The organism is Rhodococcus sp. EPR-157, assembly GCF_001647195.1.
Classification (GTDB): domain Bacteria; phylum Actinomycetota; class Actinomycetes; order Mycobacteriales; family Mycobacteriaceae; genus Rhodococcoides.
This window is the reverse complement of record NZ_LVCV01000514.1, coordinates 14,912-28,122: the sequence shown is the minus strand read 5'-3', so window position 1 is coordinate 28,122 and position 13,211 is coordinate 14,912. Positions and strand designations below refer to the sequence as shown.

13 protein-coding genes are annotated in these 13,211 nt (G+C 63.3%); 3 read left to right on the top strand and 10 right to left on the bottom strand.

Features of this window, described 5'->3' with window-relative positions; genetic code table 11:
* The 3 genes from A2J03_RS23320 to A2J03_RS23315 form a co-directional block, all read right to left on the bottom strand.
* A partial coding sequence (locus tag A2J03_RS23320) for an extracellular solute-binding protein (protein WP_068378707.1) occupies positions 1-944 on the bottom strand: 944 nt, incomplete at its 3' end.
* 188 nt (positions 945-1,132) lie between these two features.
* Complete coding sequence (locus tag A2J03_RS32120) at positions 1,133-1,234, bottom strand: Ms4533A family Cys-rich leader peptide (protein WP_442971399.1); 102 nt, start codon at positions 1,232-1,234, stop codon at positions 1,133-1,135.
* A 135-nt stretch (positions 1,235-1,369) separates the two neighbouring features.
* Positions 1,370-1,600: a hypothetical protein gene (locus A2J03_RS23315; RefSeq protein WP_231912675.1), complete on the bottom strand. Its 231-nt coding sequence runs from the start codon at positions 1,598-1,600 to the stop codon at positions 1,370-1,372.
* 115 nt (positions 1,601-1,715) lie between these two features.
* Here A2J03_RS23315 and A2J03_RS23310 point away from each other — a divergent pair, with 115 nt between their 5' ends.
* Positions 1,716-3,758 (top strand): glycoside hydrolase family 15 protein, encoded by a 2,043-nt coding sequence (locus tag A2J03_RS23310; RefSeq protein ID WP_068378701.1) that lies wholly within the window; start codon positions 1,716-1,718, stop codon positions 3,756-3,758.
* Positions 3,759-3,762: 4 nt separating this feature from the next.
* Here the strand turns inward: A2J03_RS23310 and A2J03_RS23305 are convergent, their stop codons facing one another.
* Positions 3,763-4,776 carry a nitronate monooxygenase gene (locus A2J03_RS23305; protein ID WP_068378698.1) on the bottom strand — a complete coding sequence of 338 codons (1,014 nt, stop codon included), beginning with the start codon at positions 4,774-4,776 and terminating at the stop codon, positions 3,763-3,765.
* Positions 4,777-4,794: 18 nt separating this feature from the next.
* Entirely contained in the window at positions 4,795-6,678 is a 1,884-nt protein-coding gene (lepA, locus tag A2J03_RS23300; RefSeq protein WP_082898042.1) for a translation elongation factor 4, read from the bottom strand.
* 56 nt (positions 6,679-6,734) lie between these two features.
* Between lepA and A2J03_RS23290 the strand changes: the two genes are divergently transcribed.
* Complete coding sequence (locus A2J03_RS23290) at positions 6,735-7,298, top strand: type II toxin-antitoxin system PemK/MazF family toxin (RefSeq protein WP_068378695.1); 564 nt, start codon at positions 6,735-6,737, stop codon at positions 7,296-7,298.
* Here A2J03_RS23290 and A2J03_RS23285 read toward each other — a convergent pair.
* Genes A2J03_RS23285 through A2J03_RS23270 form a run of 4 tightly spaced genes read right to left on the bottom strand, consistent with a single transcriptional unit; the run spans position 7,295 to position 11,457 of the window.
* Positions 7,295-8,065 (bottom strand): aquaporin, encoded by a 771-nt coding sequence (locus A2J03_RS23285; protein ID WP_068378692.1) that lies wholly within the window; start codon positions 8,063-8,065, stop codon positions 7,295-7,297. The genes A2J03_RS23290 and A2J03_RS23285 overlap by 4 nt on opposite strands.
* A 48-nt stretch (positions 8,066-8,113) precedes the next feature.
* Positions 8,114-8,944 (bottom strand): transglutaminase family protein, encoded by an 831-nt coding sequence (locus A2J03_RS23280; RefSeq protein WP_068378690.1) that lies wholly within the window; start codon positions 8,942-8,944, stop codon positions 8,114-8,116.
* An 8-nt stretch (positions 8,945-8,952) separates the two neighbouring features.
* Entirely contained in the window at positions 8,953-9,927 is a 975-nt protein-coding gene (locus tag A2J03_RS23275) for an alpha-E domain-containing protein (protein ID WP_068378688.1), read from the bottom strand.
* Positions 9,928-11,457 (bottom strand): circularly permuted type 2 ATP-grasp protein, encoded by a 1,530-nt coding sequence (locus A2J03_RS23270; protein WP_231912678.1) that lies wholly within the window; start codon positions 11,455-11,457, stop codon positions 9,928-9,930.
* A 401-nt stretch (positions 11,458-11,858) separates the two neighbouring features.
* On the opposite strand from A2J03_RS23270, the gene rpsT reads away from it, so the two are divergent.
* The gene (gene rpsT / locus A2J03_RS23265; RefSeq protein WP_068378685.1) at positions 11,859-12,119 is read left to right on the top strand and encodes a 30S ribosomal protein S20; all 261 of its coding nucleotides are present in this window, start codon (positions 11,859-11,861) and stop codon (positions 12,117-12,119) included.
* A gap of 79 nt (positions 12,120-12,198) precedes the next feature.
* Here rpsT and holA read toward each other — a convergent pair whose 3' ends face one another.
* The gene (gene holA, locus A2J03_RS23260; RefSeq protein ID WP_068378714.1) at positions 12,199-13,173 is read right to left on the bottom strand and encodes a DNA polymerase III subunit delta; all 975 of its coding nucleotides are present in this window, start codon (positions 13,171-13,173) and stop codon (positions 12,199-12,201) included.
* Between the last annotated feature and the right edge of the window lie 38 nt (positions 13,174-13,211).

Genomic DNA, 13,211 nt, shown 5'->3' with positions numbered 1-13,211 from the left:
CCGAGATCGTCGATCGTGCGGAGCGCCTCAGGGGTGAAGAATTTGTCGGAGAACTCGGCGGCGATTTCGGGGTTGGCCGGTCGGAAGCCTGCCTCGGCCCAGATACGCTGGCCCTCGTCGGTGTAGATGAAGTCGTTGAGCGCGTTGGCCTTCTCCAGCTGCGAACTCGTGTTGACGACGGCGACGGGGTTGTCGATTCGGAACGTGTCGGCGACGTCGATGTGCTCGACGTTCTCTCCCCGCTCCTCGATCAGAAGTGCCTCGTTCTCGTAACTGAGGAGGACGTCACCCTGGCCCTGCAAGAATGCTTCCGTTGCGGCTCGGCCGGACTCGGGCTGGACCGGGAAGTGCCCGGACACGAGCTGCTGAACGTAGTCCAGCCCGGCCTGCTTGTCCTGGCCGCCGTTGCTCTTTGCCGCGTACGGCGCGAGGAGATTCCACTTCGCCGATCCTGAGCTGAGTGGGCTCGGACTGATGACCTGGACATCCGGCTTCAGTAGATCGTCCCAGGTCTGAATGTTCTTCGGGTTACCCTCGCGCACAACGAGTGTGACGACCGAACCGAAAGGCACTCCACCGTAGGCATTTTCGTTCCATGCCTCGTCGACGATGCCGGCCTTGACCAGACGCGTCACGTCGGGTTCGACCGAGAAGTTGACGATATCCGCCGGGGCACCGTCGGCGACCTTGCGTGACTGGTTTCCCGAGGCGCCGTAGTCGGCGTTGATGGCCGTGTCCTTGCCGCCTTCGGTGGCGGCGAACGCGGGTCCGATCAGATCCCAACCGTTCTTCGGCACGGCGTATCCGACCAGTGTGAGCGCGGTTTCGTTGCTCGACCCGCCGTCGCCTCCGACGACGTCGCTCGATCCACCTCCGCAGGCAGCCAGCACCAGCGTCCCTACGGCCGCGAATGTGGTGAGCAGGTATCGAGGGTTGTGCTTCATCGAGAAAAGCCTTTCATCGAATGATCGTCACGAGGACGGTGCGAATCGAACCGCACAACGAAGACGGAGAAGAGTGGATATCACGGCGTGGAGCGGCCCGACTCGACGTGGGGCGCGACCGGGAGCGGCGAAACTCGACGCGGCACACACAGGTGTGGGCGCAAGAGACTACGGAATCGAACCGGCGCTCAGGATGTGGATCGACAACAGTCGATGTCGGCCACTGCGAGCATGCCCACTGCGATCAACGCCAATTCATGGCGGACCCGGTATACGGCAGCGGCAGACACGGACAGAAATCTAGCAGAGGAACCCGGCGGACTCTAATTGCACACGGGGACCCTGAAATCACCTGGTGAGAAACCATGCAAGTGCGACGAGCACGAGCAATGCAACCAGGGCGAGAGTGACCCTCGACTTCGGCATCAGTGACCTTCCGTTATCGGCGAGTCGGGTGCGGCGGGCACCGCATCCATCTCGGACGGCCTATCGCGGCCGAGCAGGTGAAGAATCGTGGCGAGCACACCGTCGACTATCCGCGCCAACCCGAAGGCAGCGGGTACGACCACGAGCAGAACCACGATCGACTGCGGCACGAACGGCAAACCGGTGATCCAGAGTTCGATCCCGTCCCACCACCTGGCTATCGCGTGCACAGGCTCCACCATAGAGGGGTCGCGCCCACACACTTCACTCCCTGCCACTTCCGGTGCGCCACGCCGAGAACAGCCAGCGGTGGACGACAGGGACCGCGAAGTCGATGATTGGCGTATGACGGCATTCGAAGAGCAGTCGACGGTAGTGCCCGTGCGAGATGATTCGATACCACGGCCAGCGGCGCTGGGAGGGGAGGAACCGGTCGGGCAGGGAGCTCTGGAAAGCACCGACGCGCCCGTGTCCTCGGTAATTTCCTATCGCAGCTCGTTCCCACCCATCGACGACTATGCCTTTCTGTCCGACTGCGAGACGACGTGCCTCATCGCCCGCAACGGGTCCGTCGAGTGGATGTGTGTCCCACGACCCGACTCGCCCAGCGTTTTCGGCGCAGTCCTCGACCGAAGTGCCGGACACTTTCGCGTCGGACCGTACGGGCAGTCCGTTCCCGCCGCCCGCCGATACCTGCCGGGTGGGCTGATCATCGAGACGACGTGGCAGACCGAGACCGGGTGGCTGATCATCCGAGACGCACTGGTGATGGGACCGTGGCACAACACCGATCAGCGGTCCCGCACCCACAAGCGGGCCCCTACGGATTGGGATGCCGAGCACATCCTGCTCAGAACGATCAAGTGTGTCAACGGCACCGTCGAGCTCGAGATGAGTTGCGAGCCCGCGTTCGACTATCACCGGGCTCCCGCTCGATGGGAGTACACCGGCAAGGTCTACGAGGAGGCTACGGCCACCTGTGAGGCCAGTTCCGTAGGCGACCAGCCGACCCTGAAACTGACCAGCAATCTTCGACTCGGCATCGAGGGGCGCGAAGCACGAGCCCGCACTCGGATGACCGAGGGAGACAACGTCTTCATTGCGTTGTCGTGGTCGGATCTGCCGGCACCGCAAACGTTCGACGAGGCTGCCGAGAAGATGTGGCGCACCTCCGAGTGCTGGCGACAGTGGATCACCATCGGGCGCTTCCCTGATCATCCGTGGCGTGGCTACCTGCAGCGCAGTGCGCTGGCCCTGAAAGGCCTGACCTACGCACCGACCGGAGCGCTGCTGGCGGCGTCGACGACATCTCTTCCGGAAACTCCTGGTGGAGAACGCAACTGGGACTACCGCTACGCTTGGGTCCGCGATTCGACGTTCGCACTGTGGGGCCTGTACACGCTGGGTCTCGACCGAGAGGCCAACGACTTCTTCTCGTTCATGTCGGATGTCTCGATGACCGAGGACGGGCGCGCCAATCCACTGCAGGTGATGTACGGAATCGGCGGCGAGAAGACGCTGGAGGAAAGCGAACTGTCGCACCTGTCCGGCTACGACGGCGCCAAGCCCGTACGCATCGGAAACGGTGCGTACAACCAGGAGCAGCACGATATCTGGGGCACCATGCTCGACTCCGTGTACCTACACGTCAAGTCACGCGAGCACGTCCCCGAGTCGCTGTGGCCGCTGCTCAAGCGGCAGGTCGAGGAAGCGATTGCCAACTGGCGCAAACCCGACCGCGGCATCTGGGAAGTACGCGGCGAACCGCAGCATTTCACCTCTTCCAAGGTCATGTGTTGGGTCGCACTCGATCGCGGAGCGAAGCTCGCGGCAATCCACGGCGAGACAGAATACGCGAATCAATGGAACGAGATCGCCGACGAGATCAAGGAAGATATTCTCGAGCACGGCGTCGACGAACGTGGCGTCCTGACGCAGCGATACGGGCACGAATCACTCGATGCCTCGCTGCTTCTCGTACCTCTGCTTCGATTCCTACCTGCCGACGATCCGCGGGTCCGCGCCACCGTGCTGGCGATCGCCGACGAATTGACCGTCGACGGGCTCGTCCTGCGCTACATGGTCGACACCACCGACGACGGCCTCGAAGGTGAAGAAGGAACGTTCACGATCTGTTCCTTCTGGCTCGTATCGGCGCTCGTCGAGATCGGCGAACTCCCCCGCGCCAAGCATCTGTGCGAACGCCTTCTCGGCTATGCCAGCCCACTCAAGCTCTACGCGGAAGAGATCGACGCCCGAACCGGTCGGCACCTCGGGAACTTCCCACAGGCGTTCACCCATCTGGCTTTGATCAATGCAGTCGTGCACGTTATCCGCGCCGAAGAATCTCAGGCGGCTGGACACTTCCAGCCTGCGCACACCAACTGAGAAGTCAGGGTCGGTGTTCGAGCTGATCGGCCCACTCGGCCATCAGCTCGGACACCGTCGCCTCGCGGGTGCGGAGGTGGCCGGTGCCAGCCCACATGGACAGCGCAGCCGGATCGCCTGCTGTGCCTGCCTCGGCCCGCATCGGCGCGGTCAGATAATGCACGTCCGGATACGCGAGCGGCGCATCCTCCGAGTTGTCGCGCATGAACTCGTTGACGATCCCTCTCGCCGGACGACCCGAGAAGGCACGTGTGACAGCGGTTTCCGGCGTCGACGTCAGTTGTTCGCGGTGAACCTGCCTGGTCCCGGCTTCTGCGGTGTTCAGAAACGCGGTTCCGAGTTGGGCTGCGTGCGCTGCTCCGGATTCCAGTAGCGGCGCAATGTCGGTGCCATCCATCAGCCCACCGGCTGCGATCCTCGGCAGCTCCGACACTGCGCGGACAGCCGCCAGCACGTCGGCGAGGGGCGCATCAGGGGCCGAGCCGTCGAAACTCCCCCGGTGGCCACCCGCTTCCGGCCCTTGCACGACGAGAGCGTCGACGCCGTTGGCATCGGCTTCGATGGCCTCTGCGGCCGAGGTGACGGTGCACCACACTTCGGTGCCGACCTCATGGAGTGCGGCTACTTCAGCGGCACTGAACGCTCCGAACGTGCTGGACACGAGTGGCACCGGATTGTCGACGAGCCAACGGAACTTCTCGGGATAGAAGTCGTCGCGGCGTGGCAGAACCCCGGGCTCGACGTTGTACTTGTCGAGCCACGGAGAGATACGTCGGACGTAGGCCTCGACGTCAGCACCCGTCGGATCGTCGGGCAGGAAGAGGTTGACGCCGAACAGAACCTCGCGCATCGCCGCCACCTGAGCGACGAATCTGTCGATATCGAGGAGCGCACCGGCAAGCATGCCGAGTCCGCCGGACCGAGAGACCGCAATCGCCATCTCGGGCGTCGACGGTCCACCCGCCATCGGTGCGCTGATGATCGGGACCGACAGTGCCCCAAGGATTCGCGACGTCATGTTCCTCCCCTGTGAGTGCTACTTCTTCGGCTTGTCCGTCGACGACTCGGACGACAGCGCAGCGACGAACGCCTCCTGCGGCACCTCGACGCGGCCGATGGTCTTCATCCGCTTCTTGCCTTCCTTCTGCTTCTCGAGCAGCTTGCGCTTACGGCTGATGTCGCCGCCGTAGCACTTCGCCAAGACGTCCTTGCGGATTGCCCTGATGTTCTCGCGCGCGATGATGCGTGATCCGATCGCAGCCTGGATCGGCACCTCGAACTGCTGGCGAGGGATCAATTCCTTGAGCTTGGTCGTCATCTTGTTGCCGTACGCGGCAGCAGCGTCCTTGTGCACGATCGCCGAGAATGCGTCCACCGCCTCGCCCTGGAGCAAGATGTCGACCTTGACCAGCGCTGCGCTCTGCTCGCCGATCTCCTCGTAGTCGAGGCTCGCGTACCCACGTGTGCGCGACTTCAGGATGTCGAAGAAGTCGAAGATGATCTCGGCCATCGGGATGGTGTAGCGCAGCTCGACACGCGTCTCGGACAGGTAGTCCATTCCGCCGAGCTCGCCGCGCCTGCCCTGGCACAACTCCATGATCGAACCGATGAACTCGCTCGGCGAGATGATCGTGCACTTCACCATCGGCTCGTACACGTCACGCACCTTGCCCTCGGGCCAGTACGACGGGTTGGTGACGATGTGCTCGGCCTTGTCTTCCATCTCGACGCGGTAGACGACGTTCGGCGAGGTGGAGATGAGATCGAGGTTGAACTCGCGCTCGAGACGCTCGCGCGTGATCTCCATGTGCAGCAGTCCGAGGAAGCCGCAGCGGAACCCGAAGCCGAGAGCCACCGAGGTTTCAGGTTCGTAGGTGAGCGCCGCATCGTTGAGCTGAAGCTTCTCGAGCGCGTCGCGTAGATCGGGGTAGTCGGAACCATCGAGCGGGTACAGCCCGGAATAGACCATCGGACGAGGTTCGCGGTAGCCGGTGAGCGGCTCGGTCGCGCCCTTGCGGAAGGTGGTGACGGTGTCACCGACCTTCGACTGACGCACATCCTTGACACCGGTGATGAGGTACCCCACCTCACCGACACCGAGGCCCTTGGTCGGCTTCGGATCGGGCGAGACGATACCGACTTCGAGCAACTCGTGCGTCGAGCCGGTCGACATCATCGTGACCTTCTCACGAGGGTTGAGGGCGCCGTCGACGACTCGTACGTAGGTGACGACACCGCGGTAGGTGTCGTAGACGGAGTCGAAGATCATCGCGCGGGCCGGGCCGTCGGGATTGCCGACGGGCGCCGGAACGAGCTTGACGACCTCGTTGAGGAGCTCCTCGACACCGACACCGGTCTTGCCGGAGACCCGCAGCACGTCGTCGGCCTCGCAACCGATGATGTGGGCGATCTCGGCGGCGTACCGATCGGGATCCGCGGCAGGTAGATCGATCTTGTTCAGGACCGGGATGATCGTCAGCTCTTTGTCGAGGGCGAGGTAGAGGTTCGCCAATGTCTGCGCCTCGATCCCCTGCGCAGCGTCGACGAGCAGCACGGCACCCTCGCACGCCTCGAGCGCACGCGAGACCTCGTAGGTGAAGTCGACGTGGCCGGGAGTGTCGATGAGGTGCAGGACGAATTCCTCGCCGTCGACCACCCAGGGCAGCCGAACGTTCTGCGCCTTGATCGTGATGCCGCGTTCGCGTTCGATATCCATGCGGTCGAGGTACTGAGCTCGCATCGACCGGTCGTCGACGACGCCCGTGAGCTGCAACATCCGATCTGCCAGCGTCGACTTGCCGTGGTCGATGTGGGCGATGATGCAGAAGTTCCTGATCCGGGACGGATCGGTGAACGTCGTGTCGGCGAAGCTGGGCACTCGTATCCTTTGCTGGCGTTTGCAGGAGATATCCGGACCCATCGTCCCACGTCCGGCGGTCGACGAGTTCCGCGGGCTGCTGTCTAAACTCGACTCCCATGGCTGGTAACTGGAGCAAATTCACCAAGGAACTCGGCAACATCGCACTCCGCGAGGGCCCGAGACTGTTTCGGCAGTTGCAGAGTTCGGGTGCTCTGCAAAAAGGTAAGGACGCGATCACCAGCAAGATGAGCGGCGGGCCGACCGTCGAGCCGGGCCGCCCGGTCGCCTCGCACACCGTGCCGACCGCCCAGCGAGCTCGAGCAGTCGACTACTCCCCCGATCTGGACGGCAAGGCCGATCCCGGCGAGATCGTGTGGACGTGGGTGGCGTACGAGGAGGACGCCAGCCAGGGCAAGGACAGGCCCGTCCTGGTCGTGGGGCGTGACGGGAACACGCTGCTGGGGCTGATGCTGTCGAGCCAGGACAAGCGCGACGGCGACCCCGACTGGGTGTCGATCGGGTCGGGATCCTGGGACTCCGAGGGGCGCCCCAGCTGGATCAGGCTCGACCGCGTTCTCGACGTCCCCGAAACCGGTATTCGTCGTGAAGGTGCAATTCTCGCGAAGACGAAGTTCGACGTCGTCGCGTCACGGCTCCGATCCGACTACAGCTGGTCCTAGGAGTCCAGTCGGTTGTACCGCCCGAACACCCCGCGGTAGGTCAGCGCACCGAGCGCCCCGCCGATCAACGGGAAGACGATGAACAACCACACCTGGCCGAGCGCCCCCGGCTGCCACGGGGCGACGGCAAGGCTCCGTGCCGGATTGACGGACGTGTTGTCGATCGGAATCGACACGAGGTGGATCACTGCGAGGGTGAATCCGATCGACACACCGGCCAGAGGAACATCGGAGATCTGATCGGTGGAGGCGAGGACCACGAACACGAGCAGCGCGGTGAGCAACACCTCGATCACGATGGCGGCACCGATCCCGTAGCCGTTCTCGAGCACTCCGCCGAATGGACCTTTGATCGCCGACGGGCTGTGCTCGCCCCACCCGTTGCCACCGAGTCCGTTCACGGCGCGGTCGTACGACGGCAGCGAATTGGCCACCGCAAAGAGAACGGCGCCCGCTGCAAGGCCGCCGATCAGCTGGGCGACGATGTAGAGACCGGCTTTTCCGGCTGACAACCTACCGAGCAGCGCCTGCCCGACGGTCACCGCCGGGTTGACGTGGCATCCGGAGATCGGCCCGATCGCGTACACGAGAAAGAGCAGCGTCAGACCGAAGGCCAGAGCCACCCCGAGATTGCCGACCTTGTCGCCGGCGAACACCGCCGTGCCGACGGCGGTGAACACCAGAACGAATGTTCCTATCGCTTCTGCGACGTACTTCTTCGTGTCCGAGATGACTTCCGGTTCCACGTACTCCTGTGCCGTCGACATGTGCCCACCTCTGCTGAGAAGGTCCGATGAAACCTGCCGAGCAGTACGTTACGCCAGGCGTGTGATCTCTACCACAACATCGAGGGCAGTCGATCCACCGCCCGAGAAGATGCCCTTCAGCGGCGGAACGTCGGCGTAGTCACGGCCGAGCCCGACCGACACGTGCTGCTCGTTGACGGCGATCGCGTTGGTCGGGTCGTAGCCCCACCATGCGCCCGTCCAGGCCTCGATCCATGCGTGGCTCTGACCCTCGACGGATGCACCGATGGTCGCCTGTTTCTTGGGATGCAGGTATCCGGACACATAGCGACTCGGGATGCCGATGCTGCGCAGCAGAAGGAGCGTCAGGTGCGCGTAGTCCTGGCAGACGCCCTTCTTTTCCGACCATGCCTCGACCGCAGAGGTGTGCACACCGGTCGTGCCGGGGACGTAGGACATCTCCTGGTTCACCCAGTTGGAAATCTCCACTACCGATTCCTGTGGCGGAAGCCCTTTGGACAGCTTCTTGGCTATCGCCGAGAGTTGCCGGTTCTTGGGTACGTACTCGGTGTTGTCGAGGACTTCGTTGAAGCGGTCGATGACGGGTTCGCTGGCCAGTTCCTCCCACGACGCCTTCTCCTCCGGCGGAGAGAACGGATCGGTCTCGACGACGGACGACCCGGTGACCTCGAGTTCGGTGTGGGGAGCGTGCAGATCGAATGCCGTGACGGCAGTTCCCCAGTAGTCGGTGTAGCGATAGCTTCTGGTGACCGGATTCGTCTCGACGCGATTGAGAATCACGTTCTGCCGGTTGTCACTTCGCGGAGTCAGTCGCGCTTCGTTGTACGACGACGTCACCGGCGCGTCGTACTGATAGCCCGTGGTGTGGACAACGCGCATACGCCAGCTCACAATTCACCTTCCAGTTGATCTTCGTACGCGCCGGATCCGGCGTCGGTCCATGCAACCCAGGGCGCTGCGTGGAAGTACTGCTTGGAAATCGCTTCGCCGAGGTCTCGACATGTCTCCTGCAGTGCGAGCAATCTCTCCTGCAGATCGTCCAACAACGCACCGGGACGCAAGAATTCGAGCTCACTACGCGCGCGGCCCAGCAATCGTTGTGCTTCGGCACGTGCACCCACACGGCTGTTCGGCTGGTGATCGAGTTGGTCCAGCGACCGCTCGGCCTCACTCAGGGCATAGAACACCGACCGGGGGAACAACCTGTCCAACAACATGAATTCGAGCACTCGTTGCGCATCGAGGGCACCGCGATACGTACGTAGGTAGGTATCGTGCGCGCCTGCGGAACGAAGCACCGTGACCCACGCAGGTGACGACGGCCTGTCACCCGCACGCGAGAGCAACAGCCGGACGGTCATGTCGATTCGCTCGACGGACCGACCGAGGATGAGGAATCGGTAGCCGTCGTCGTGGCTGAGAGTCGAATCTGCGAGACCCGCGAACATCGCCGCTCGTTCCTCGATGTAGCTGAAGAACTCGTGCGGCCCGGTTCGTTTGGACGAACGGATGCGGTCGGTCAGGCCGTTGTAAGTGGTGTTGAGGCACTCCCACATCTCACTCGACGTGACTTCCCGTGCACCGCGGGCATTCTCACGAGCACTGGAGAGTGAGTCGACGATCGACCCACTTCCGTCCCGACTGAACGCGACCAACTCGGTCAACGACCACACGTCGAGGGACACATCCGGCTCGTGCTTGAACCCGAGGACTCGAAGCAGGACCCGCGAGATGTGGTCGGGGTCGACGGTGGCGTCCTCGAGAAGTTGATGAACGGTGACGTCGAGGATCCGTGCCGTGTCGTCGGCACGTTCGACGTATCGCCCGATCCAATAGAGCGACTCTGCGTTCCGCGCGAGCATCTAGTGTCCACCGCCATTCACTTGCTGCTGCTGTTGCTGTTGCTGTTGCTGATCCATCGTCAGTTCCGGTCCCTGTTCTGCCATCGGGGCCTCGGGTGGCTCGCTGACGATCTCCTCGCCCGTGAGTTCCTGCTCTTCCTGAGATGTGCGGGTGGCGAGCACCCACGTGTCCTTGCTGCCGCCGCCCTGACTCGAATTGACCACGAGCGAACCCTCAGGAAGCGCAACACGTGTCAAACCGCCGGGCAGCACCCACACGTCCTCACCGTCGTTGACCGCGAACGGGCGCAAGTCGACGTGCCGCGGAACCAGTCGGCCGCCGATCTTCGTCGGCACCGTCGAGAGCTGCACGACCGGCTGGGCGATCCATCCTCGGGGATCCGCCCTTATTTTCTTGCTGATGGTCGCCAGTTCCTTCGGGGACGCGTCGGGCCCGAAGACGATGCCGTAACCACCGGAACCTTCGACGGGTTTGATCACCAGTTCGTCGACTCGGTCGAGTACTTCCTCGCACTCCTCGTCGAGCCAGCACCGGAACGTGTCGACGTTCGCCAGCAGCGGCTTCTCGCCCAGGTAGTAATCGATGATCGTCGGCACATAGGTGTAGACCAGCTTGTCGTCGCCGACGCCGTTGCCGACCGCGCTGGAAATCACCACATTGCCCGCTCGCGCAGCATTGACGAGTCCCGCCACGCCGAGCACCGAGTCCGGACGAAATTGCATCGGGTCGAGGTAGTCGTCGTCGATACGTCGGTAGATTACGTCGACCTGACGCTCGCCCTCGGTAGTACGCATGTAGACGATGTTGTCGCGGCAGAACAAGTCTCGACCTTCGACGAGTTCGACGCCCATCAGTCGTGCCAACAACGAGTGCTCGAAGTACGCCGAGTTCGCAACGCCCGGGGTGAGGACGACGACGGTCGGATCGGCTTCGTTCAGTGCTGCGGATGCGCGCAGTGCGCGAAGCAGATGCGAGGCGTAGTCGCCGACCGCACGCACTCGGTGCGTGGCGAAGAGATCAGGGAACACACGCGCCATCGTCCGACGGTTCTCCATGACGTACGACACACCGGACGGCGACCGGAGGTTGTCCTCGAGCACCCGGAAGGTGCCCTGGGCGTCTCGGACGAGGTCGATACCGGCGACGTGAATTCGGACTCCGTTGGGCGGAACGATGCCGATGGCTGCGCGGTGAAAATGCTCACACGAGGTCACCAATCGCTTCGGGACGACACCGTCACGCAGGATCTCCTGGTCTCCGTAGATGTCGGCGAGAAACATCTCGAGCGCCTTGACGCGCTGCTTGATTCCGCGCTCGAGGCGTGACCATTCGCCGGCGGCGATGACTCGCGGTACCTGGTCGAGCGGGAACGGCCGCTCCTGCCCCGACAGCGAGAACGTGATGCCTTGATCGATGAACGCGCGGCCGAGCGCGTCCGAACGTGCGTCGAGGTCGGCCGAGCTGGACGGCTCGAGCGCCGAGTGGATTCCCTTGTACGGAGTACGAGTCTTGCCGTCCGCGTCGAACATCTCGTCGAAGGCCAGGCCGTACTTTCCGACGTCGGAATAGCCGCTGAAAACACCGTCGACAACCGGCTTCTCGCGAGCCGGCGACTTCGGTTTACTGATTTTGGCCTTCTCTTGGGCAGGGGCTGCAGATCGCGGGCTCATCTGCGTCATGTTGCTACAGAGACAGGAGATAAGCGCGCTGGACGCGTTAATTTCTGGAAACGGACAACAGATTGCCCCCGTGTCAGGCCGGCGGCCGAGGCAGGCATACTTGGATCACGCGCGGGCGGAATTGGGTTCTGCCGCCGGTGCTGGTATTCTCGATCTTCGGCGCTGGGCTGTATAGCTCGGCCGCAGACTTCGGGCATTCCAGCATGGATCGCCCTGACCGGAATACCGACGAAGACAGAAGGATTTTACGCGTGGCCAACATCAAGTCCCAGAAGAAGCGGATTCTCACCAACGAGCGCAACCGTCTGCGCAACCAGTCGGTGAAGTCGTCACTGCGGACGATCATTCGCTCCTTCCGTGCCGCTGAGTCCGCAGGTGACAAGGAGAAGGCGTCCGCCATCCTCGTTACCGCAGGTCGCCAGCTGGACAAGGCAGCCAGCAAGGGTGTCATCCACAAGAACCAGGCAGCCAACAAGAAGTCGGCACTGTCGTTGGCAGTCAACAAGCTCTGATCTTCGCGCAGTACGCAGAACCCGCTCGGGATTGCCGAGCGGGTTTTTTGCGTTCCTCAACGCACTACCGGCTCCCGTCCTAGCGGTTGCTCAGCGCGGCAACGACTGACACGGCGTTCTCGACCGCGTAGTCGGCATCGGCAGCCTGCCCCTTCACGTCTGCATTGAGCTGCGAGACGATCTGCAGTGCCTCCCCGATGGACTGGCCGTTCCATCCGCGGGCCTGTGCTTGCGCCTTCTTGATCTTCCATGGCGGCATCCCGAGTTCACCCGCCATTCGGAACGGGTCACCGCGGCCTGCCGAGCCGACGAGTGCAATGGTGCGAACTGCGTCGGCCAGCGCGTCGGCCAGGAGCACATGCGGGACGCCTCGGTGCATCGCCCAACGCAGCGCTTCCAACGCTCCAGGCACATCCCCCGCCACCGCCTTCTCGGCGACGTCGAACCCGGACACCTCGGCCTTGCCCGAGTAGTAGCGTCGGACTGCGTCGACGTCGACCTTGCCCGCCGTATCCGCCACCAACTGCGAACAGGCGGCGGCCAGCTCGCGAAGTTCGGAACCCACGGCCTCCACGACCGCCTCCACGACGTCTCCGCTGACCCGGACGTCGGCAGCACTGAATTCACGCTTGACGAAATCTGCGCGTTCGGCCGCTTTGGTCAACTTGGCGCATTCGTGTGTGACGGCGCCGGCCTTCTGTAGAGCTCCGACCATCGCTTTCGCTCGCCCACCGCCGGAGTGCATGATGACCAGCACCGCGCCTTCCGGCGGATCCGACGCGGCATCGAGAACCAGCGCCACCGCATCCTTGCCTGCTTCTGCAGCCGCTTCGAGAACGACCACGCGGTCCTCCGCGAACAGCGATGGGCTCAATAGCTCGAGAAGCTCCGGTGCACTCGCATCGCCGGCCCGAAGCTTGGTAACCGGTAGATCGTCACCTTCCGGTGCAGCAGCTCGAACTCGCACGACGATCGACGCCACGGCACGATCCATCAGCAGTTCTTCGTCGCCGAGGACGAGGTGCAGAGACTCCACCGGATTGTTCGCATTCACGCTGACGATCGTGCCATGCCGGTCCGACGGGTTCGTAC

Bases quoted from the DNA above. Each gene is read 5' to 3' on its own strand.
- A2J03_RS23275 (WP_068378688.1), bottom strand. From the start codon at position 9,927: ATGCTCGCGCGGAACGCAGAGTCGCTCTATTGGATCGGGCGATACGTC.
- A2J03_RS23290 (WP_068378695.1), top strand. From the start codon at position 6,735: ATGGCTGGTAACTGGAGCAAATTCACCAAGGAACTCGGCAACATCGCA.
- A2J03_RS23305 (WP_068378698.1), bottom strand. From the start codon at position 4,776: ATGACGTCGCGAATCCTTGGGGCACTGTCGGTCCCGATCATCAGCGCA.
- lepA (WP_082898042.1), bottom strand. From the start codon at position 6,678: ATGGGTCCGGATATCTCCTGCAAACGCCAGCAAAGGATACGAGTGCCC.
- A2J03_RS23310 (WP_068378701.1), top strand. From the start codon at position 1,716: ATGACGGCATTCGAAGAGCAGTCGACGGTAGTGCCCGTGCGAGATGAT.
- A2J03_RS23270 (WP_231912678.1), bottom strand. From the start codon at position 11,457: ATGTTCGACGCGGACGGCAAGACTCGTACTCCGTACAAGGGAATCCAC.
- A2J03_RS23285 (WP_068378692.1), bottom strand. From the start codon at position 8,065: ATGTCGACGGCACAGGAGTACGTGGAACCGGAAGTCATCTCGGACACG.
- A2J03_RS23280 (WP_068378690.1), bottom strand. From the start codon at position 8,944: ATGCGCGTTGTCCACACCACGGGCTATCAGTACGACGCGCCGGTGACG.